Source organism: Tardiphaga alba (assembly GCF_018279705.1).
Classification (GTDB): Bacteria; Pseudomonadota; Alphaproteobacteria; order Rhizobiales; family Xanthobacteraceae; genus Tardiphaga; species Tardiphaga alba.
Genome location: NZ_CP036498.1, coordinates 2,805,859 through 2,825,882 on the forward strand (window position 1 = coordinate 2,805,859; position 20,024 = coordinate 2,825,882).

Annotated in this window: 17 protein-coding genes and 1 pseudogene; 7 read left to right on the forward strand and 11 right to left on the reverse strand. The window is 62.5% G+C overall.

Annotated features, from left to right (window positions below):
• The first annotated feature begins 45 nt into the window (after nt 1-45).
• The 6 genes and pseudogenes from fabG to gmk all read left to right on the forward strand — a co-directional run bounded on the left by fabG (nt 46) and on the right by gmk (nt 5,768).
• Complete coding sequence (gene fabG, locus RPMA_RS13350; RefSeq protein ID WP_211913245.1) at nt 46-783, forward strand: 3-oxoacyl-[acyl-carrier-protein] reductase; 738 nt, start codon at nt 46-48, stop codon at nt 781-783.
• A gap of 296 nt (nt 784-1,079) precedes the next feature.
• Complete coding sequence (locus tag RPMA_RS13355) at nt 1,080-1,319, forward strand: acyl carrier protein (RefSeq protein ID WP_056294916.1); 240 nt, start codon at nt 1,080-1,082, stop codon at nt 1,317-1,319.
• 161 nt (nt 1,320-1,480) lie between these two features.
• Nucleotides 1,481-2,739 (forward strand): annotated as a pseudogene (gene fabF / locus RPMA_RS13360) (beta-ketoacyl-ACP synthase II).
• A gap of 127 nt (nt 2,740-2,866) precedes the next feature.
• Nucleotides 2,867-4,132 (forward strand): endolytic transglycosylase MltG, encoded by a 1,266-nt coding sequence (gene mltG / locus RPMA_RS13365; RefSeq protein WP_211913246.1) that lies wholly within the window; start codon nt 2,867-2,869, stop codon nt 4,130-4,132.
• A 104-nt stretch (nt 4,133-4,236) separates the two neighbouring features.
• Nucleotides 4,237-5,124, forward strand: coding sequence for a YicC/YloC family endoribonuclease (locus RPMA_RS13370; protein WP_211913247.1), 888 nt, complete (start codon nt 4,237-4,239; stop codon nt 5,122-5,124).
• A 2-nt stretch (nt 5,125-5,126) separates the two neighbouring features.
• A complete protein-coding gene (gene gmk, locus RPMA_RS13375) occupies nt 5,127-5,768 on the forward strand; it encodes a guanylate kinase (protein ID WP_211913248.1) in 642 nt (213 codons plus the stop codon).
• On the opposite strand, the gene RPMA_RS13380 is transcribed toward gmk, so the two are convergent.
• From RPMA_RS13380 to RPMA_RS13400, 5 genes are all read right to left on the reverse strand, one after another.
• Nucleotides 5,769-6,251 carry a hypothetical protein gene (locus RPMA_RS13380; protein ID WP_211913249.1) on the reverse strand — a complete coding sequence of 161 codons (483 nt, stop codon included), beginning with the start codon at nt 6,249-6,251 and terminating at the stop codon, nt 5,769-5,771.
• A 38-nt stretch (nt 6,252-6,289) separates the two neighbouring features.
• On the reverse strand, nt 6,290-6,775 hold the full coding sequence (locus RPMA_RS13385; protein ID WP_211913250.1) for a hypothetical protein: 486 nt from the start codon (nt 6,773-6,775) through the stop codon (nt 6,290-6,292).
• 27 nt (nt 6,776-6,802) lie between these two features.
• The gene (locus tag RPMA_RS13390; protein WP_211913251.1) at nt 6,803-8,170 is read right to left on the reverse strand and encodes a caspase family protein; all 1,368 of its coding nucleotides are present in this window, start codon (nt 8,168-8,170) and stop codon (nt 6,803-6,805) included.
• 67 nt (nt 8,171-8,237) lie between these two features.
• Nucleotides 8,238-9,296, reverse strand: coding sequence for an alcohol dehydrogenase (locus tag RPMA_RS13395; RefSeq protein ID WP_211913252.1), 1,059 nt, complete (start codon nt 9,294-9,296; stop codon nt 8,238-8,240).
• A 161-nt stretch (nt 9,297-9,457) separates the two neighbouring features.
• Nucleotides 9,458-10,768 (reverse strand): HdeD family acid-resistance protein, encoded by a 1,311-nt coding sequence (locus tag RPMA_RS13400; RefSeq protein WP_211913253.1) that lies wholly within the window; start codon nt 10,766-10,768, stop codon nt 9,458-9,460.
• 102 nt (nt 10,769-10,870) lie between these two features.
• On the opposite strand from RPMA_RS13400, the gene RPMA_RS13405 reads away from it, so the two are divergent.
• Nucleotides 10,871-12,025, forward strand: coding sequence for an MFS transporter (locus RPMA_RS13405; RefSeq protein WP_211913254.1), 1,155 nt, complete (start codon nt 10,871-10,873; stop codon nt 12,023-12,025).
• Here the strand turns inward: RPMA_RS13405 and rsmA are convergent.
• The 6 genes from rsmA to lptF form a co-directional block, all read right to left on the reverse strand.
• Nucleotides 12,018-12,884 carry a 16S rRNA (adenine(1518)-N(6)/adenine(1519)-N(6))-dimethyltransferase RsmA gene (gene rsmA / locus RPMA_RS13410; protein WP_211913255.1) on the reverse strand — a complete coding sequence of 289 codons (867 nt, stop codon included), beginning with the start codon at nt 12,882-12,884 and terminating at the stop codon, nt 12,018-12,020. The genes RPMA_RS13405 and rsmA overlap by 8 nt on opposite strands.
• Nucleotides 12,881-13,882 carry a 4-hydroxythreonine-4-phosphate dehydrogenase PdxA gene (gene pdxA, locus RPMA_RS13415; protein WP_211913256.1) on the reverse strand — a complete coding sequence of 334 codons (1,002 nt, stop codon included), beginning with the start codon at nt 13,880-13,882 and terminating at the stop codon, nt 12,881-12,883. The genes rsmA and pdxA overlap by 4 nt, the downstream gene beginning before the upstream one ends.
• A 42-nt stretch (nt 13,883-13,924) precedes the next feature.
• Entirely contained in the window at nt 13,925-14,815 is an 891-nt protein-coding gene (locus tag RPMA_RS13420; RefSeq protein WP_249225663.1) for a SurA N-terminal domain-containing protein, read from the reverse strand.
• A 160-nt stretch (nt 14,816-14,975) separates the two neighbouring features.
• Nucleotides 14,976-17,426, reverse strand: coding sequence for an LPS-assembly protein LptD (locus tag RPMA_RS13425; RefSeq protein WP_211913258.1), 2,451 nt, complete (start codon nt 17,424-17,426; stop codon nt 14,976-14,978).
• A gap of 50 nt (nt 17,427-17,476) precedes the next feature.
• Nucleotides 17,477-18,577 carry an LPS export ABC transporter permease LptG gene (lptG, locus tag RPMA_RS13430; protein ID WP_211913259.1) on the reverse strand — a complete coding sequence of 367 codons (1,101 nt, stop codon included), beginning with the start codon at nt 18,575-18,577 and terminating at the stop codon, nt 17,477-17,479.
• A complete protein-coding gene (gene lptF, locus RPMA_RS13435) occupies nt 18,574-19,746 on the reverse strand; it encodes an LPS export ABC transporter permease LptF (RefSeq protein ID WP_211913260.1) in 1,173 nt (390 codons plus the stop codon). Before lptF ends, lptG begins: the two co-directional genes overlap by 4 nt.
• Nucleotides 19,747-20,024 lie beyond the last annotated feature (278 nt).

A 20,024-nucleotide genomic window follows, 5' to 3' on the forward strand; every position in this document is an offset into this window, starting at 1 on the left:
GCTTCGGTGTTCTGAAATTCGCCCTCATGGGCAAAGGAGAAACGAATGTTCGATTTGACAGGCAAGACCGCGCTGGTCACCGGCGCGACCGGCGGCATCGGCGGCGCGATCGCAACGGCGCTGCATGCGCAGGGCGCCACCGTGGCGCTGTCCGGCACCCGCCGCGAGGTGCTGGAAGCGCTGGCCGCCAAGCTCGGCGACCGCACGCATGTGCTGCCGTGCAATCTCTCTGACGCGGCGGAAGTCGAGGAATTGGTGCCATCGGCCGAGAAAGCGATGGGGCAGCTCGACATCCTGGTCGCCAATGCCGGCATTACCCGCGACAACCTGTTCGTCCAGCTCCGTGACGAGGACTGGGACAATGTGATCAACGTCAATCTGACGTCGACCTTCCGTCTCGCCCGCGCCGCCACCAAGCTGATGATGCGCAAGCGTTTCGGCCGGATCATCGCTATTACCTCGGTGGTCGGCGTCACCGGAAATCCCGGCCAGGGGAATTATACGGCGGCCAAGGCCGGCCTCATTGGCATGATGAAGACGCTGGGCGCCGAATATGCCAAGCGCGGCGTCACCGCCAACTGCATCGCCCCCGGTTTCATCGCCACGCCGATGACCGATGTGCTGAACGACAAGCAGCGCGAAACGATTCTGACCAAGGTGCCGGCAGGCCGTCTCGGTTCGCCGGAGGACATCGCCTCCGCAGCGGTTTATCTCGCCTCCAACGAGGCCGCCTATGTCACCGGACAGACCATTCACGTGAATGGCGGGATGGCCATGATCTGACGTTGCGGGTTCCCGCAACGCCGTGATTCAATTGAGCTTTGGACGACTGTCGCAGTGTGTGGCAATGCCATATGATGTGTGCTAATCGAGCGTCCAACGGTGGGGCAAAGAAGGCCATTGCAGGAAGTTGAAACCCTGTATATTGGCGGGGCCGAGCCTACCGTTTTCGCGAGGCTCCGACGGGGACGGCGGGGTCATTCCACACAGCGCGCAAGCGCTAAGGTTTAACGAGTTTAACGCTCCAGGATGGCTCGTATCGTCTGCGGACGAGCCTATGTAACAAGCACGAGGTTGATATGAGCGAGATTGGCGAGCGAGTGAAGAAGATCGTGGTCGAACACCTTGGTGTCGAACCCGAGAAGGTGATCGATTCCGCGAGCTTCATTGATGATCTCGGCGCTGACAGCCTCGACACCGTCGAGCTCGTGATGGCGTTCGAAGAAGAGTTCGGCTGCGAAATTCCGGACGATGCCGCTGAGACCATTCTCACCGTCGGCGACGCGACCAAGTTCCTCGAGAAGAATGCCAAGAGCTAACTTCTTCGCGTGACACATTCTGAAGCCGGACGGATCGCGTCATTGCGGTCCACCGGCTTCTTGCTGTGAAGCGCGGGAGCGTGATCCCGAAAAGTGGATATCGGTTTTCGGACCAGATCATGCTCAGGAGTGAGCTTTTGAAGGAAGCTGTGGAGATGCAGATGAGGCGGGTAGTCGTCACGGGCCTGGGCATGGTGTCGCCATTAGCCTGCGGTGTCGAGCCGACCTGGAAGCGTATCCTGAACGGGGAAAGCGGCGCCAAGCGCATCGACACGTTCGAAGTGTCGGATATCCCCGCCCAGATCGCCTGCATGATTCCGCGCGGCGACGGCACCAACGGCACGTTCAATCCCGATCAGTGGATGGAGCCGAAGGACCAGCGCAAGGTCGATGACTTCATCATCTTCGCCATGTGCGCCGCCAAGCAGGCGCTCGACGATGCCAACTGGCATCCGACCGAGCATGAAGATCAATGCGCCACCGGCGTGCTCATCGGCTCCGGCATCGGCGGTCTGACCGGCATCGCCGAAACGGCAATCGTGCTGAAGGAGCGTGGCCCCCGCAAGGTCTCGCCATTCTTCATTCCCGGCCGCCTTATCAATCTGGCGTCGGGCTATGTCTCCATCGAACACGGCCTCAAGGGCCCCAATCATTCCGTCGTCACGGCATGCTCCACCGGCGCTCACGCGATCGGCGATGCTGCGCGCCTGATCGCCCTTGGCGATGCTGACGTGATGGTCGCTGGCGGCACGGAGTCGCCGGTCAGCCGCATCGCCATGGCGGGCTTCGCCGCCGCGCGTGCGCTGTCCACCGGTTTCAACGACACGCCCGAAAAGGCATCGCGTCCCTATGACAAGGACCGCGATGGTTTCGTGATGGGCGAGGGCGCCGGCGTCGTCATTCTCGAAGAATACGAGCACGCCAAGGTGCGTGGCGCCAAGATTTACGCGGAAGTCGTCGGCTATGGCCTGTCGGGCGACGCCTATCACATCACGTCGCCGTCGCCCGATGGCGATGGTGGTTTCCGCAGCATGAGCGCCGCTTTGAAGCGTGCCGGCATGACGGCTTCGGATCTCGATTACATCAACGCCCACGGCACCTCGACGCCGCTTGGCGACGAAATCGAACTCGGCGCCGTCCAGCGCCTGCTCGGCAATGCCGCATCGAAGATTGCGATGTCGTCCACCAAGTCGTCTACCGGCCACCTGCTGGGGCGGCGGGCGCCATCGAGGCGATCTTCAGCATTCTCGCGATTCGCGACAACGTCGCCCCGCCTACCATCAATCTCGACAATCCGTCGGTGGAGACCGCGATCGACCTCGTGCCGCATAAGGCGCGGCCGAAGGAGATCAATGTCGCGCTGTCGAACTCTTTCGGTTTTGGCGGGACTAATGCGTCGGTGATCCTCAAGCGGGTGTGATCGCTGTAGAGGTCTTCCACCGTTTCGCCGCAATCCGCATCGATTGCTGCTGTGGGCGTATGTTATTGATGGTATTCGGATTCGATCTCGGATTCGGTCCCGTCAGGATTGGACTCTAGGTACATCGATGAGTGAGCGGTCGCCCATTTCGCCCCGAAGCCCGCGCGCTGCGCTGGAACCCGAACAGGTTCCGCCGCCGCCGAAGCGTTCGGATGTGGCGCGCAGCCCGCTCGTCGTGTTCGGCAATGCCGTCATTACCTTCGTCATTCTGGTCATGCTCGCGACCGGCGGCGTCTATGTCTATGGCAAGCAGGCTCTTGAAGCGCCGGGACCGCTGTCGGACGACAAGATCGTCAACATTCCGACTCGCGCCGGCAAAGGCGACATCGCCGAAGTGCTGCAGCGCGAGGGCGTGATCGATGCCAATCGCTGGGTGTTCCTTGGCGCAGTGTTCGCGCTGAAGGCATCGCAGGATCTGAAGCCCGGCGAGTATCTGTTCCAGAAGAACGCCAATCTGCGCGACGTCATCGGCACGATCGTCGATGGCAAGGTGGTGCAGCATTCGGTGACTATCCCGGAAGGCCTGACCTCCGAGCAGATCGTGTCGCGCCTGTCCGACAACGATATTTTCACCGGCTCGATCCGTGAGATGCCGCGTGAGGGCACGCTGCTGCCGGAGACCTACAAATTTCCGCGTGGCACACCGCGTGAGCAGGTGATCCAGCGCATGCAGCGCGAGCAGAAGCGCGTGCTGGCCGAAATCTGGGATCGCCGCAGCGGCGATGTCCCGGTGAAGACGCCGGAGCAACTGGTGACGCTGGCTTCCATCGTCGAGAAGGAAACCGGCCGTGCCGATGAGCGCAGCCGCGTCGCCGCCGTGTTCACCAATCGCTTGCAGCGGAAGATGAAGCTGCAGTCCGACCCGACGATCATCTACGGCCTGGTCGGCGGCAAGGGCACGCTCGGTCGCCCGATCAAGCGCAGCGAAATCCAGCAGCCGTCGCCTTACAACACCTATGTGGTGGATGGTTTGCCGCCGGGCCCGATCGCCAATCCCGGTCGCGCCTCGCTCGAGGCGACCGCCAATCCGGCGCGCACGCGCGACCTGTTCTTCGTCGCTGACGGCACCGGTGCGCATGCGTTCACCGAGACCTACGACGCGCATCAGAAGAATGTCGCGAAGCTGCGCGCCATCGAGAAGGCCGCACAGAACGACACGGTGGAGCCTGCGGAAGAGCCTGCTCCAGCAGCCGCAATTGCTCCCGGAGAGGCCAATCCTGCCACGGGGGCTACGCCGCCACGTCAGGCGCCTGCCAAGCAGCAGCAGCGTCCGCGCACGCCGCCGGCCCGCCAGGGCGCAGCAGCGCCCAGCGGCGCGCCGGTCGCGCAATAACGAGACGCGTTCAACCGCGCTGATTTCCAGTCCGGCCTGAAAGGGCCTATCCTTGTTTCGGTTCGCGCATCCGCGAATCCACTGATCTTTTGGAGCGTTTTGCGATGGTGTTGTCGAGCATGACCGGCTTTGCACGGAGCCACGGCACCAGCGGCCCTTATACGTTCGAGTGGGAGTTGAAGTCGGTCAACGCCAAGGGTTTTGACCTGCGTCTGCGCATGCCGCAGGGCTTCGACGAGGTGGAAGCCACCGCGCGCAAGCGCGCAACCGAAGTGCTGTCGCGAGGCACCGTTTATGCCAACCTCACCGTGAAGCGTGCGAATGCGGAAGCTGCCGTTCGGATCAATCAGGACGTACTGAACGCGGTCCTGAAGATCGCCGCGGAGATGTCGAGCAAGATCGACGCGGTGGCGCCGAGCATCGACGGTTTGATGAACATCAAGGGCGTGATCGAGATGGTCGAGCCCGAGGCTGATGAAGCCGAGGAAGCCGCGGCGAAGACTGCCGTGGCTGCGGCTTTCGAGGAGGCGCTGACCGCGCTGGTCGATATGCGCAAGCGCGAGGGCAAGACGCTCGGCGATATTCTCACTGTGCGCCTCAACGAGATCGAAGAACTGTCGAAGAAGGCGGAGGCCGCTCCAGGCCGCAAGCCGGAAGCGATCCGCGCCCGCATCGCCGAACAGATCGCGACACTGCTCGATGCGTCCGATCGCTTCGATCAGGATCGGCTGTCGCAGGAAGCGCTGATGATCGCCACCAAGGCCGACATCCGCGAAGAACTCGACCGTATCGCTTCGCATATTTCGCAGGCGCGCGAGATGATCAAGAAGGGCGGCCCGGTCGGCCGCCGGCTGGATTTCCTGTCTCAGGAATTCAACCGGGAAGTGAACACGTGCTGTTCCAAGTCGGGCGATCTCGAATTGACCAGCGCCGGCCTCGAAATGAAGAATGTCGTGGAGCAATTCCGCGAACAGGTTCAGAATCTGGAGTGATCATGTCGAGCTTCGAGGGAGTCGAACGGCGTGGTCTGATGTTCGTGCTGTCGTCGCCGTCCGGCGCCGGAAAGACCACGCTGACGCGCATGCTGATCGAGGAGATTGCCGATCTGCGCATGTCGGTGTCGGTGACGACGCGGGCGCCGCGGCCCGGCGAGATCGATGGCAAGGATTACTACTTCGTCGATCAGGCCAAGTTCGATCAGATGGTCGCGAATGACGAATTGCTCGAATGGGCAAAAGTCTTCGACAATTGCTACGGCACGCCGAAAGCGCCGGTCGAACATGCGCTGGCCGCCGGCCACAATGTGCTGTTCGACATCGACTGGCAGGGCGCTCAGCAACTGAATTCGCGTGCGCCGAGCGACGTGGTGTCGGTCTTCATCCTGCCGCCGTCGGTGCAGGCGTTGGAGCAGCGGCTGCATACGCGCGCGCAGGATTCCGCAGAGGTGATCCGCGGCCGCATGAAGAAGGCCGGCGACGAAATGAGCCATTTCGACGCCTACGATTATGTCGTCGTGAACGACAATATCGGCATCGCCTTCGAAGCCGTGAAGTCGATCCTGCGCGCTGAACTGCTCAAGCTGAAGCGTCAGGTCGGCATGGTGGCCTTCGTGCAGAAGCTGCGGCAGCAGCTCTGATTACAGCTTCACCGCTGTCCATCGGCCGCTGCAGCCATTCGACATCCGCATCGAACCGCCACCGCTGCGGCCGGACAATCGTCCGGTCATGATGGCGCTTACGCCACTGTTGTTGGCAGCCCCCTGAAATCCGCCGCTCGAGTTCACGGTGCTGCCGTCACTTCCGCGACCGCCGGAGAAGGTCAACGTGCTGTCGGCTGTGATGCCCGCGCAGATCTTTGTTTGACCGGTGAAGCTGATCCGCCATCTCCCATCGAAGCGGGCGACACTGCCACCGCCATCCCCACCAGAGTTTCGCCGCGTGGGAGCGACCCGCGGTTCGGAACGTTCGCGGCTCGCAGGCCTGGCCTCACGCGGCTCGGAAGATGAGCCGGACAGCGATTTGTTGTCGTTGCCGAGACTGCCGCCGGTAGCGCCCTGGCTCCATGCATCGTTGCTACCGAGCGTGACGGTGAGCAGACAGGCGAGAAAAGCGAATTTCATGATGACCTGTGAGGATGTTGTGTGAGTTTCTTGGGTCGTTACTGCTTGCTCGCGACCCAGCGGCCCGAACACCCATCGGATCGCTGGAAGGTGCCCGAGCCGGTGCGGCCGGACAGACGGCCCTGGCTGGTGACGCCGATGCCGCTGTAATTGCCGGCGCCGCGCACGGCCCCGTTGGGGCTCACCGTGGCTCGGCCGCTGCCGCTGCTGCCTGTCATCCGCCCGCCCGATACGACGAATTGCTCCGTCAGTGTGTCGGAGCAGCCGGACGTGCCTGCACTCGATATCGACCAGACGCCATCGAAACCGCCACCGCCGCCCTCGCCACGGCTGCGCGGCGCTGCCTGACGGCGTTCGGAGCGTTCGCGCGGCGCGGGCTTCGCCGCACGTGGCTCCGAGGACGAGCCAGACAGTGTCTTGTTGTCATTGCCAAGGCTGCCGCCGGTCGCGCCTTGCGCAAAGGCTGCGCCGCCCGACAGAAGGAGAGTGGCCGCGCCAATCATCAATCCGGATCGAACAGACATTTCAAACTGCTTTCCAAAATGGCTTGTTTACAATTTCGCGTCGGGGCCTTTGACCGTGTTGGCGCAGATGGCGCCGACAACGGAGCAGGATTTTCCGGTCTTGCTGCATTGATCGATGGCGGCGTCGCGCGCCTGCGCCAGCGTGCTGCGCGCCACCAGCGACCAGTTGCCGCCGAGCGCTGCAAAGGCGCCGCAGTTCGAACCGTAGAACGATAGTTCGAGCGGGCAGGACGCCGCGCCGCATTGTGCGCGGGCCTTGCCGACCGCGGATTTTCGCGAGGGCTGGTCCCACGACATGCCCCACTTCTTGTCTTTGGCGTCGTAGACGATGGCGCCCCACGGTTTGAGGTCCTGCACGCTGCGCAGCCTTTGCAGCAGGCCTTCGGTGGCTTCGCCGGTAGGTGGCAGGCCGCCCTTGAGCTGGAAATCACGGATCGCCACGGCGATGCCGTTCTTGCTGTTCAATGGCTCCGGATCGAAATTCAGCTCGTAGAGACGGTCACTGACTTCCGATAATTTGACCGGATCGGTGATGGCCAGCTTGTCGAAATCGATGCGCGGCGTCTCGGGGAGGCGTGCTTCCTGCACCGGCTTGGCCGGCACCACCAGCGGGACAGCGGGGGCGGGCGCTACGAAGTAGAAGCTGCCGTCGATCGGAGAGGACGATACCCAGGGCTGCTGTGCGCCGCCGGTGGAGCGCTTCACCGCAAGGCCGACCTGATTGAAGGTCTGGAAGATGTCGAGACCTGCTTGCTTCACTGTGGTCGCCAGCGCCTTGGTGTAGGGGCTGTTGCCATCGGTGCCATCCTGCGCCACCGAGCCCGGCTGGGTCGCATAAGAGATCAGCGTACCTTCGGGCGCGCGCATCTGGGCGAGGCCGCCTTCCGCGGCGCGCAGCCCGCGTGAGCCGAACGGATTGTTGCGGCAGGCATCCAGAATGACCATGTTGAGCCGCGTGCCGGAGCCTTGCATCTGACGGAGCACGAGATTGACATCGACCATCTGGAAATCGACATCGGCCTCGCGGGTCGGATTGGCGCTGATCGGCACGAGGTAATTCGCGCCGGACACCTGCACGCCGTGACCGGCATAATAGAACAGGGCGACATCGGCGCCTTGCACCTGACGGCCGAAGTTCTGCACGGCGATATCGAGGGAAGGCTTGTCGAGATCGAGCTGAGCGCCGCCGCCGACCAGCGTGAAGCCGAGCGCGGACAGCGTCTGCGCCATCAGCTTGGCATCGTTCTTCGGATTATCGAGGCGGGTGATGGTCTGGTAGTTCGAATTGCCGACGATCAGCGCGATGCGCTTCTCGGCATGGGCGACGCCGAACGTCACCCATGACGCGAGAAATGTCAGCGCGAATATGCGCGCGTAGCGGACGAAATGGTCCATGATCCCACCTGCAATGGGATCATGGTAACCACGACGGCGTGAATCGCAATTGGCCGGACGCGCAGTCTCAGTTCGCCAGCATGATGCGTCCGACCACCTTACCGGCGCGGAGCTGATCGATCCATTTCTGGGCGTCGCCCATCGGCTCTTCCTTCATGGGCGTCGGCTTGACCTTGCCGGCTCGGGCAAGGGCCATCAGCTCTTTCGCCTCCTCAAGCGTGCCGACCATGAAACCTTCCACGGTCATGCGCTTGTAGATCCACTGCACCATCGGCAGGCTAAAGTTACCGCCCATCAGGCCGGACACCACGACCTTGCCGCCGCGGGCCACGGTGGCGACCGCGAAGTTCATGGATTTGTCATTGCCGGCGAAATCGATGACGCCGTCGAAGCCGCCGTCATTCTCCTTGACCATGCGCTTGGCCACATCGGGCTCGGCCGGGTCATAGGCGAAGGCGGCGCCGTTCTTCAGCGCGGCCTCGCGCGCGGCGGGATTGAGATCGGCCACCGAGATCGGCTGCTTGAACATGGCCTGCGCGAGGGAGAGGCCCGCCATGCCGACACCGCCGAGGCCCACCAGCAAAAGATTGCGCTGACGCGGACGATCGACCAGGCGCTTCAGCGCGCCATAGGCGGTGATGCCCGAGCACATCAGGGTCGCTGCGACATTGGTCGGCAGCGGATCGTAATCGAGCAGGTATTTTTCGTCCGGCACCAGCACATGGGTGGCGAAGCCGCCGTCGAGGGAGACGCCGAGGAAGCGGTTGCGAGCGCAGAGATTTTCGTCGCCGGCGAGGCAGTCACGGCACTTGCCGCAGCCGATCCAGGGGAAGACGGCCTTTTTCTTGCCGACCAGCGACTTGTCGCCGTCGGGACCGACTTCATCGACGATGCCTGCGATCTCGTGGCCGAGGGTGAAGGGCAGGGTCATGCCGCGGGTGGTGTCGAGCTTCTGGCCATTGCCGAGATCAGCCCAGCCGTCCTGGATATGCAGGTCGGAATGGCAAAGGCCGCAACGCTCGATGCGCACCAGCACCTCGCGGCCCTGCGGCTTCGGCGTGTCGATGATGGTTTCGCAGAGCGGAGCGTCGAACTTGACCAGCGACTGGCGGATCATTTTTGTCATTTTTGTTCTTCCCTAGACTTCGTTGTCACCTAGCAAACACAGGATGGCGGGGAGGGCAAGACCGTGATGTAGCCCGGGTGAAGCGCAGCGTAACCCGGGGACCGGCGTTTCAGTTGGTTCGACATCCCCGGATTGCGCTGCGCTCCATCCGGGCTACGCAGTCACCTCTTCGAATGCGTGAGCGCAGCACGGCGCACCATCAGGCGACGCAGACGCGACTGGCGCGTCTCGCTGGCGGCTGGCACAGGCTCGACCACCACATGCAGCAGACGTGCATAATCGAGCACGAGGCCCGGCGTCCACGCCATCGCTTCCGCACGCCGCCGCAGCACGCTGGCGATCCAGAGCTCGGGCGTCGTGATCGCGCGAAAGAACGCGCGCCATGGCTGTCCGGTCTTGCCGAGTGCGCCCTCCAGTGCGGCGTCGAGCGCGTTGGCAACTGCGCTCGAGCAATTGCGGCTGGTGAGATTGTAAGCGGTGTCGCTGCGATAGGCGCGCCAGAAGTGGCGGACGCGCAGGCGGTCGATGCGCGTGAAGCGGATATGCTCCGTGGCTTCGCACCAGCCAGCGGCTTCCTCGGCATAGCTCGGCAGGAAGCGGCCAGGGATGTCGTTATCGACGCTAGCGCGCAGCATGCGACCGAATTCTTCCGGTGAGAGGTCGATTTCAACGGCGGGATAGTGGCTGATATAGACGTTCGGCGCGAGTTCGAGCGCGGCGTGGCCGGTGGAGATGCGGCCGCGATGATCGATCGCGGCGATATAGCGATCGACGATTGGTCGGCGGCGTGGATTGCGCCCTGATCCGACGGGTGTCCAGACATGGACGATGAGATCGTCATGGCCGGCATCGTCCGGCGTTGCCGGCACCCACAACGCCGTCGGAAACGCCCCGCCGATCAGCATGGAGATCGGCGCATCCGGCGGCAGCTTCCGGAGCCGGTTGGCGAGCAGGATCGTGCCCCATCCGGAGATGATGAGCAGCGCGCCGACATTGAAGCCGATCGTGCCTTCATACCAAGTCGGCCAGGGTTCCAGCGTGATGATGGCGAGGATGATCTCGATGGCGCCGGCGATCAGCGCCATGCGCCAGTTGTCGAAGCGCACGACCCACGCGCTGGCGATGCGCAAGGTGCCGTCACACAGCATGACACCGCCGAGCAGCATGGCGATCAACATGTTGGAATGACGTGGTTGCGCGATGATGATCACGGCCGGCAGCAGCAAGATGACGGCCTTGACGAGTTGCTGGACGCGACGCTGCGTCGCCAGCATGCCGGCCATCAAGGCGGTGATGCCTTCGAGCAGCAGCAGGTAGCCGAAATAATGCGGCCGCACGACTGTCGAGCCGTCGAAGGCATCGATCATGATCACGACACCGAGCGCAGACCAGATCGCGCCGATGGCAAGCAAGGCACGCCACCGTCGCTGCACCACTTCGGCGCCGAGCAGGAGGAGCAGGAGTCGGATCATCGGGAGGTCTCGGGCTACATCTCTAAGTCCGAAGCTATCCGCCAGATGTTTAACTTTTCCATGTAACGGATACCGCGATTTTGCAGGGCGGACAGCCGATCGATGATATCTACGGGTTCCAATCTTTGGTCGCGTGCGGCGGTGATTGCCGCTGCCATGATCTTTGGCCTGACCTACAGTCTCAGCGCAGCGCTGCTCGCGCTCGATCTGTCCGAGCGTGGCCATTCGGATGCGTTCATCGGCGCCAATGCGGCCATGCATGCGGTCGGCGTGCTGGCGATGGCCTTTGCGCTGCCGCGCATGGTCGGAGGCATCGGAGCGCGGCGCATGGTGCTGGTCGCACTGGTGATTGCGGCCGTTGTGCTGGTGCTGTTTCCGGCGATGCCGTCGATCTGGCTGTGGTTTCCGCTGCGTATCGTGCTCGGCGCGGCGTCGGAGACGTTGTTCGTGATGTCGGAGACCTGGCTCAACAGTCTCAGCACCGATCAGACGCGCGCACGCGCCATGGCCGCATACACCGCCGCGCTCTCGCTCGGCTTCGCGCTGGGGCCGTTGCTGCTGTCGCTGATCGGGACGGATGGTGCGACGGCCTATTGGGTCGGCGCGGCATTCGCCTTGGCGGCTGCGGTGTGTCTTGCGATGCCGGGGATCCGCCAGCCGACATTCGACAAAGGCGGCCACGGCAATCCGCTCGACTTCGTGATGCTGGCGCCTATCGCGATGGCGGCTACCGTGCTGCATGCATCGGTGGAGAGCAGTGGGCTATCCTTCCTCGCGCTCTACGCGCAGTCGCTTGGCTGGAAAGAGGGCGATGCAACGCAATTGATGTCCTGCATGATGGTCGGCGCCATCGTACTGCAATTGCCGATCGGCTGGCTCGGCGACAAGATGGATCGCCGCAAGCTGATCATCGCGCTGGCTGCGATCGCGGTGGTCGGGGCGCTGGTCTGGCCGTTGGCATTGCGCTCGCCATGGACCACCTATCCGCTGCTGTTCGTGTGGGGCGGTGTGTTCGTGGGGATCTATACGATCATGCTGACCATCGTCGGCAGTCGCTTCACGGGCAGTTCGCTGGTCGGCATCTATGCGGCGATGGGGCTGATGTGGGGCGTCGGCGCGTTGATCGGGCCGGTCGGCGCGGGTGCGGCAATGCAGTGGATCAGCCACGGATTGCCGCTATTCGTTGCCTTCGCCTGCGGATGCTTCCTGTTGGCGGCGCTGTGGCAGACAATGCGTGGCAGCGGCGAGGCTACGTAGCGGTTTTCGCGGCCTTGCGCAGCTCCGCGAGGGCATTCGCCATCGCGACGAAGCCTGAAACGGGCACGGTCTCGGCGCGTCGTGTGCCGTCGATACCTGCGGCGGCTGCGAGCTTCTCCGGGTCAACGCCGAGCGGCTTCAGACTCTGTCGCAGCATCTTGCGGCGCTGGTTGAATGCGGCCCCGGCCACTTGTTCGAGCAGGCGGCGTTCGCATGCGTCCGGATTTGGGCGCGGCTTGAGGCGCACGACCGATGACGTCACTTTCGGCGGCGGCGTGAAGGCGGCCGGCGAGATGTCGAACAGAATCTTGGTTTCCGCACGCCAGTTGGCGAGCACGCCGAGCCGGCCATAGGCTTCGTCGTCACCAACAGCGACGATGCGCTCTGCCACCTCGCGCTGGAACATCAGCACCATCATGTCGTACCAGGGCGGCCACGGCTCGGTGCAAAGCCAGTCGATGAGCAGCTGCGTGCCGATATTGTAGGGCAGGTTGGCGACGATGCGCGCCGGTCCGCCATCGAGCATCGGGCGCGGATCGAAGGTCTGTGCATCGCCGAGCACGATCTCGAGCCGGCCCGGATAATGTGCTGCGATTTCCTGCAGCGGGCCGAGGGCGCGTTCGTCACGCTCGACTGCGATCACGCGTGCCGCGCCTGTGGCAAGCAATGCGCGGGTGAGACCGCCGGGACCGGGGCCGATCTCGACCACTGTGACGCCCTCAAGCGGGCCTGCCGCGCGGGCAATACGTGCCGTGAGATTCAGATCAAGCAGAAAATTCTGGCCGAGCGATTTCCGCGCCTGCAGGTCATGGCGCTTGATGACCTCGCGGAGCGGCGGAAGATCGTCGATCCCGCTCATGTGGCGGCGTCGGCCATGCGCGCTGCAAGTTTCAGCGCAGCGATTAGGCTGGACGGATTGGCCTTGCCGGTACCTGCGATGTCGAACGCCGTGCCATGATCCGGCGAGGTGCGGATGAAGGGCAGGCCGAGCGTGACATTGACGCCTTCATCGAAAGCGATGGTCTTGATCGGGATTAGCGCCTGATCGTGATACATGCAGATGGCGCAGTCATACGTCGCACGTGCAGCCGGGTGGAACATCGTATCGGCGGGCAGTGGACCGCGGGCATCGATGCCTTCGTTCTGCAAAACGGTGACAGCGTGTTGGATGAAAGCCAGTTCCTCGTCACCCATGCTGCCATCTTCGCCGGCATGCGGATTGAGGCCGGCAATCGCGAGGCGCGGACGCTGGATGCCAAAGCGCGCTTTCATGTCGTTGACCACGATGCGTGCGGTGGCCGTAATCAGCGGGCCGTTGAGCTGGTCGATGGCGTCGCGCAGCGAGACATGGATCGTCACCGGCACCACGGCCAGTTCAGGCGACCACAGCATCATTACCGGGAGCGGCACCTTGCCGTCTTTGGCCGCGAGCTCGGCGAGAAACTCGGTGTGTCCGGGATGTTGGAAGCCGGCGCGATAGAGCACGCTCTTGGCGATCGGATTGGTAACGACGGCGCCGGCATGGCCGGATTCCACATCGGCCACGGCTTGGCGGATGGAGGCAATCGCCGCGGGTGCACTGGAGGCGTCGGGACGGCGCGCCTGGGCCGTCACGGCATGGCCTGTGGAGACCACGGGCAGGGCGTCTGTGAAGATGCTGATCGCCGTCGCGGGTGTTGCATCGGCTAGCGCGATGTCATGGCCAAGCGCCTGCGCGCGGGCAGCCATGAAGTCGCGGTCGCCAAGCAGGTAGAACGGCGGCAGATCGAGTTCGCGTCGCTTCAGCCAAGCGGCGATGGCGATGTCCGGGCCGATGCCAGCGGGTTCGCCGAGGGTCAGTGCGAGAGGTGTGGTCATGCTGCCGCTTTCAGTCAGCCGCGGCCGCAGCCGGATTGATGATTACCGATATTCGATCATCGCTGCCTTGCGGACGTCCGCAAGATACGACTTCGACTTGGCATCGAATTTCTCGGCAAACATCTTCTCGCGAACCTCGCGCTTCTTCGGCGTATCGACCTTGGTCGGCTTGCGCGAGCATAGCGCAACCATCTCGATGCCCTGCGCGGTGACTTCCGGCGAGGTGAGGTGGCCGATAGGCGTCTTGTCGAGCATGTCGCGCAGATTCGGCGGCAGGTCGGCGGAGCTTTTCACCACAATGCCTTTGACGGTGGCGTTCTGGGTCGACTTGAAGGTGCGGATCGCGTCGTCGCAGCTCTGGATGCGCTCACGCAGCGCCATCGCTTCCTTGTGGCGTGCTTCCGCAAGGCCACCGCCCGCGCCGCGCGGGACGATCAGCACGAGCGGACGCATCTGGTATTCGAACGCCTCTGCCGTCGCATCGCCGCCCTGTCCCTGGACCGCTGCTTCGACTTCCTTTTCTCCGACCTGCAGGCTCTGCTTGAAACGGCCGCGCACGATCGCGTTCCAGACCATGTCGGCTTTGAGACGGCTCTTCAGCGTATTGGGACGGATGCCCTTCGATGCCAAAGACTGCGTCAATTGATCCGGGGTGAGCCGCATGCGCGACGCCATGTTGGCGTATGAGCCATCGACTTCGCTCGGGCCGGGATCGACGCTGAACTTCTTGCCTTCCTTGATCTTGACCTTTTCGTTGATCAAGTCGTCAAGCACGCTTTGTCGGCTATTTTCCTTCGCGCCTGATAGCGCGTTCAGCTTCATGCGCTGTTCGATATCCATATTGGTGATCGGCTCGCCATTGACGATGACGGCAACGGTCTGGGCGTGGGCCGGCGACACCGCCGAGATCAGAACCATCGCAGCAGTTGCCATTGCAGCATGCACAAGGTGACGGGCGTTCATCGCGTTCATCATTCTCCGGAAGAGCTGTTGGCCTGGGCCCGGTATCGAGCCGTTCGCGCATACATCGCGGCCGAAAACGGAAATTTCGCGGCAGCCGGAACCGGTTTGTCCGGCCGTCGCGATCAAGTGATCAATAGACGCCGTTCGTGCCGGTGCCGGCTTGTGTACCGCCAAGGGTACGCAGGCCGATCTGGAACATCACCGTATGGCTCAGCACAGGTGGCGTCGAGAGATTGGCGACGTAGCTGTAGGAGGTGACGTAGTTCAGCGCGAGGATGAAACAGTCGTCCACATAGCCAGCGCCGACCATGTACTGATCGAGCTTGTTGGCTTCCAGGTTCCAGCGCGCACCGCCGGTGACAACCCAGTTGTTTGCAATCTTGACCGAACCCGTGCCGAGCAGGCCTTCGCGGCGCGTCAGATAGCCGAGTTCCGCCTGCGGCGCATAGTTGCCATAGAGCATACTGACCGACCAGCGGTCGAACGAGGCGCGGCCTTCGGCCTCGAAGCGATTGACGTTACCAGTGGCTTCGTCGATGCGGGCGCGGGTCGAGAACGAATAGGTGCGGTTCGGTGCATAGGTGACGCTGGCGACATAATCGGAGCGTGGATTCTGCAGTCCGGAGGCGACGCCGGTATTTGTCAGATCGGCGACGGCGAACGAGTTCATACCGAACAGCTGATAGGATTGACCGAGCAGCACCTTGACCGAGCCGCCCTGGTCGAACTGGGTGGTTGCCTGCACGCCCACATTGGCACGGCCGCCGCCTTCAACACGGTCATAACCCGAGAACTTGTTCACGTTGAACAGGTTGCTGGTGTCGAAATTCATGCTCTGCGCGTCTTCGTTCGGAAGACGGCCGGCATAGCTTTCGTTCGGACGGATGATGACCTGCGCGATCGGCTCGACAATCGTGCTGCCCCAGGGCTGCACATTGATGAACGGATAGCGATATTCGAGGCCAACAGTCGGCATGACGCGCAGGGCCTGCGTGTCGCCGACCGGCAGGTAGTTCGAGACACCCGGCTGGTTCGAGATCGAGGCATCGATCGCGTCAACGCGAACACTGGCGAATGGCGTGAAGATCTGACCCAGTTCGTCCGTGAACGACCGGCGCCACTGCGCTTCTGCGGAGAAACGGGTGTATGTGCCTGGAATCCCGCGCAACAGACAATTGGCGGGCAGGCGCGCGCCTGGATCTGCAGACGTCGGGGTGCAGAGGCTCAAACCGTCGAGCCCGACATTCGTATTGATGCGATCAAACGCCGCTTCTTGGCGTGACAGGCTCGTAAAGTTGAATTTGTAGCTGAACTCGCCGCCCAGAATGTTCTGCTGCAGGACGTTGTTGTAGTCCATCACCGGATGGATGATGGGAACCTGGCGCTGGTTACCCGAGAAGCTCAGATAGTGCATCGTGCGCAGATCGAAGAAGCTGCGCTTGCCGACACCCGTCAAATAGAGCTGCGACACCGCTTCGGTCTGCAGGCTCAGGAACGACTGATAGGGATCCCGGTACATCGCAAGGCGGTAGTCATACAGGAAGTTGTAGTCGCTGAGTGCGACCGCATCCCAACCCCAGACCCACTTGTCGTTGATCGCGAACTGGCCCTTGGTTTCGACGCCGCCGCGCCAATCCTTCTCGCCAACCTGACCTGCATAGGCGCTCGGGTCCTGCTGGTTGATGCCATAGGCCCGGATCTGATAGGCGCCATCCATCAGACGTTGGCGGAATTCACCCTGGACCAGCAGACCCTGCCGCGTGGTGTAACGCGGCGAGATCGTCGCATCGTAATCCGGTGCGATCGCCCAGTAGAACGGCGTTTCGATGCCGTAGCCGAAATTCGAATTCTGCGAGAAGCCCGGCATCAGGAAGCCGGTCTTGCGCTTCACCGTCGGATCGGGCGTCGAGAAATAAGGCATGTAAGCGAGGGGCACGCCGAAGAACTCGACGCGCGCATCCTCGAAATACATCATCTTTTCGGTCTGGTCGTGGATGATGCGAGCACCCTTGACCTGCCACAGCGGTGGCTTCTTCGGATCGTCCTTACAGGCCGCGCAGGCCGTGTAGACGCCGTTCTGGAACACCGTGTAGTTGCCTGCCGTGCGTTCGGCGCGCGTTGCGGCCATACGCGTCGCGTCAGCCGTGTCGACGCGCAGCGAATCCACGAAACCGTCGCGATAGTCGTCGCTCAGGTCCAGCAGGTTGGCATAGGTAATCCTGCCGTCGGCATCCGTCATCCGGACATTGCCTTCGGCATGCAGGCGCTTGGTCTTCTGGTCGTAAACGACCTTGTCCGCTTCGACCGAGGTGCCGTTGTAATACATCTGCACCTTGCCGACGGCGGCAACGCGCGAGTTGTTATAGTCGTAATTCACCTCGGTCGCCTGAACCAGCATCTGGCCGGTTTCGGTCGTCGGGCGGGGCGGAACCGGACGGGTGGCTGGGCGGTTATAGGTGAAACCCTGCGCGTTTGCGGGCGTGCTCAAGTCTGCACCAAAGGTGCAGGCGAGGCCCAGCAAAGCTGCTGCAGCAAACGAATTGGCGACAGGCACACGTCCGCAATCTGCGCAAACCATCATGCGCAGTCTCGAAGCCAGCTTTCGCTTATGGAGGGCGGCAAAAACAGCCACTACCCGTCCTCCTGGTACAGCAAGGCCAAGAAGCCGGTGAGGCCGCCCACACACACAGGCAGCCACGCCGCAGCAATCGGATGCATCAACTCAGCCTTGCTCAAATCTTCCGTAACTTTCGACAGAACGTAGAGCAGAAAGCCTGCTCCGACGCCACTCAAAACCATCTTCTGGACACCGCCCATCCGAAAGAACCTCAGGCTCACGGATGCAGCCAACATGACCATCGCAACCAGCAAAAACGGCTGTGCGATGAGCTTATGGTACTGCAAACGGTACCCCGCAGTCGCGAAACCCGAGCTCTCGGAGGATTTGATATACGAAGGAAGTTGCCAAAATGACACTGTTTCGGGGGTCGAGAAACTATTACGCACCTGGGCCGGGGTGAGGGTGGTGGCCAGATCGAGGGTCTCCTGCTCGACGACGGGCGAATCGAGGGTGTAGCGACGCACCCCCTTGAACACCCAGCGACCGGGTTCGAGCGTGGCCTCCCGGGCCTCCATCCGTTCACTGAACTGGGATTCAGCGTCGAATCTGAACACGGTCAGGCCGGTCAGGCGAAGTCCTTGCTGCTCGCTGCGGGCAGCGTTGATAATGGCTTGTCCTTCGCTGTTGACCTGGTTGATCCAGAAACCCGATGCGTCCTGGACGCCTCCGCCGGGGGCTTCGCCGAACAGTCCGGCTTCCATTCGCTTCGATTCTTCGCGCATGTGAGCCGACACTGGATTGTAGACAACCGTGGCGAGTGCGCCGAGGACGAGGGCGCTGAACAAAGCGGGGCTGATGAATTGCCAGGCGGACACGCCGGCAGCGCGGGCGACCACCAGCTCAAGCCGGCGCGACAACGCCAGATAACAGGTCATGCCGCCGATCAGGATGCAAAACGGCATCAGCTTTTCGAGCGCCTGCGGCACTCGATACAGCGAAGTCTGCGCCACCATCAGGGCTGGCGGCACATTGACGAGGCCGGACGTGCGCCGGACCATCTCGATGTAATCGACGAGCACCAGCAACATGAAAATGCTGATGAACACACCCAGCGCCGCCACCAGGAAGCGGCCCGCAAAATAGCGCCCGATCGTGTTGGTGATCATGTTCATGCGGTGGCCGGGCGTCGAAACAGCCGCGCCAGGCGCGCATTCGATCTGTTGATGGCTTCGATGAACTTTGCGGGCGGCTCCAGCACAATGCCGCGCGAAATGATGAAGACGCTGCCGCCGATCGCGGCAAATAGCAGGAAGTACTGCAGCGGCGTGGCAAGGTCTGATTTCACGGCCGTGACCGAGCAGGCGAAGCCGGCGGTGCGCAGGCCGAATACTGCGGCGATCGCGTTACCCATGGAGAAATTGCGGCTCTGGCGGGTGGTGCGCGGAGAGCCGAGAAACGCAAAAGTCAGGCCGGCAAACGCAAATGGATAAAGCGGCGCCATCAGGCGATCGTTCAGCTCGGCGCTGAACTGGCGTGGCATCTGCTTATACAGCGGATCATTGGCCGGTGGCGCGAGCAGTTCCCAAAGATAGCGCTCGCGGATGTCGTAGGTGACGTCCTGGCTGCTGCGGTTCGAAAATTTGGACATGTCGAAGGCGTAGCGGCCGAACGCCACCATGGCCGGATCGGTCTTGCCGGTCTCGAAACGCTGCAGGTTGCCGTCTTCAAGGATCAGGAACGAGCCGTCATTGTTCTTCAGGATGGTCCCGTGATCCGCGATGATCGTATTGCGTTCCTTGGGATCGCGGCGGTCATCCACGAAGATGCCGACCAGCAGGCCGCCGGGCTGACGCTCCTTGATGCGGATCGTGAGATTCTGATCGAGCTGCGCAAAGCGGCCCGGCTGCAGGATGTTTGTCAGGATGTCGGCCGTGATCTCGGTGTCCCAGCGCTTCAGCCGCCGCAACCCATCGGGCGCGAGATAAAAGCTGATGACCGCGACCAGCAGCGACACGACCAATGTCGCGAAAAGAAACGGGCGGAACAGCCGGATCGGCGACAGGCCGGCGGCATTCATCACGATGATCTCGGAATCGGTCGCAAGCTTGGTCAGGGTGTGGGCGATCGCGATCATCAGCGCGATGGGCGCAATGACCAGCACAAGCACCGGAATGGCCAGGCTGGTGACGCCCAGAAAGGTCAGGATGGTCTGGCCCTGACTGGTCATCAGGTCGATGCCGCGCAGCGCCTGGGTAATCCAGATCACGCCCGTCAGGCTGATCAGGACGACCGCAAACGATGCCAGCACCGTCCGGAAGATATATCTGTCGATCGACCCCATCAGTCCCCGTTATCGTCCGAAAGTCGCCCCACGCACCCATCCCCGATATGGGGATCCCCGAGGTGCTGGGTCGTCTCCGGACCGATCGTTACACTTACCATCCCTTTGATCGGACAACAAAATGGCCGGGCCGTGGCTGGCGGTGGACGAGGCGAATTAAGTGCCTGATGTGTCCCTTGAGCCACTGAAAGCAGGCGCGGAAGGTCATCTCTACGCAGCCATCGCGCCTGAACCGTGCCTTTTGTCGGCCGCTTGCATATTCGGACACAAACCGCCGA

Bases quoted from the DNA above. Each gene is read 5' to 3' on its own strand.
- fabG (WP_211913245.1), top strand. From the start codon at position 46: ATGTTCGATTTGACAGGCAAGACCGCGCTGGTCACCGGCGCGACCGGC.
- RPMA_RS13355 (WP_056294916.1), top strand. From the start codon at position 1,080: ATGAGCGAGATTGGCGAGCGAGTGAAGAAGATCGTGGTCGAACACCTT.
- mltG (WP_211913246.1), top strand. From the start codon at position 2,867: ATGAGTGAGCGGTCGCCCATTTCGCCCCGAAGCCCGCGCGCTGCGCTG.
- RPMA_RS13370 (WP_211913247.1), top strand. From the start codon at position 4,237: ATGGTGTTGTCGAGCATGACCGGCTTTGCACGGAGCCACGGCACCAGC.
- gmk (WP_211913248.1), top strand. From the start codon at position 5,127: ATGTCGAGCTTCGAGGGAGTCGAACGGCGTGGTCTGATGTTCGTGCTG.
- RPMA_RS13380 (WP_211913249.1), bottom strand. From the start codon at position 6,251: ATGAAATTCGCTTTTCTCGCCTGTCTGCTCACCGTCACGCTCGGTAGC.
- RPMA_RS13385 (WP_211913250.1), bottom strand. From the start codon at position 6,775: ATGTCTGTTCGATCCGGATTGATGATTGGCGCGGCCACTCTCCTTCTG.
- RPMA_RS13390 (WP_211913251.1), bottom strand. From the start codon at position 8,170: ATGGACCATTTCGTCCGCTACGCGCGCATATTCGCGCTGACATTTCTC.
- RPMA_RS13395 (WP_211913252.1), bottom strand. From the start codon at position 9,296: ATGACAAAAATGATCCGCCAGTCGCTGGTCAAGTTCGACGCTCCGCTC.
- RPMA_RS13400 (WP_211913253.1), bottom strand. From the start codon at position 10,768: ATGATCCGACTCCTGCTCCTCCTGCTCGGCGCCGAAGTGGTGCAGCGA.
- RPMA_RS13405 (WP_211913254.1), top strand. From the start codon at position 10,871: ATGATATCTACGGGTTCCAATCTTTGGTCGCGTGCGGCGGTGATTGCC.
- rsmA (WP_211913255.1), bottom strand. From the start codon at position 12,884: ATGAGCGGGATCGACGATCTTCCGCCGCTCCGCGAGGTCATCAAGCGC.
- pdxA (WP_211913256.1), bottom strand. From the start codon at position 13,882: ATGACCACACCTCTCGCACTGACCCTCGGCGAACCCGCTGGCATCGGC.
- RPMA_RS13420 (WP_249225663.1), bottom strand. From the start codon at position 14,815: ATGGCAACTGCTGCGATGGTTCTGATCTCGGCGGTGTCGCCGGCCCAC.
- RPMA_RS13425 (WP_211913258.1), bottom strand. From the start codon at position 17,426: ATGATGGTTTGCGCAGATTGCGGACGTGTGCCTGTCGCCAATTCGTTT.
- lptG (WP_211913259.1), bottom strand. From the start codon at position 18,577: ATGAACATGATCACCAACACGATCGGGCGCTATTTTGCGGGCCGCTTC.
- lptF (WP_211913260.1), bottom strand. From the start codon at position 19,746: ATGGGGTCGATCGACAGATATATCTTCCGGACGGTGCTGGCATCGTTT.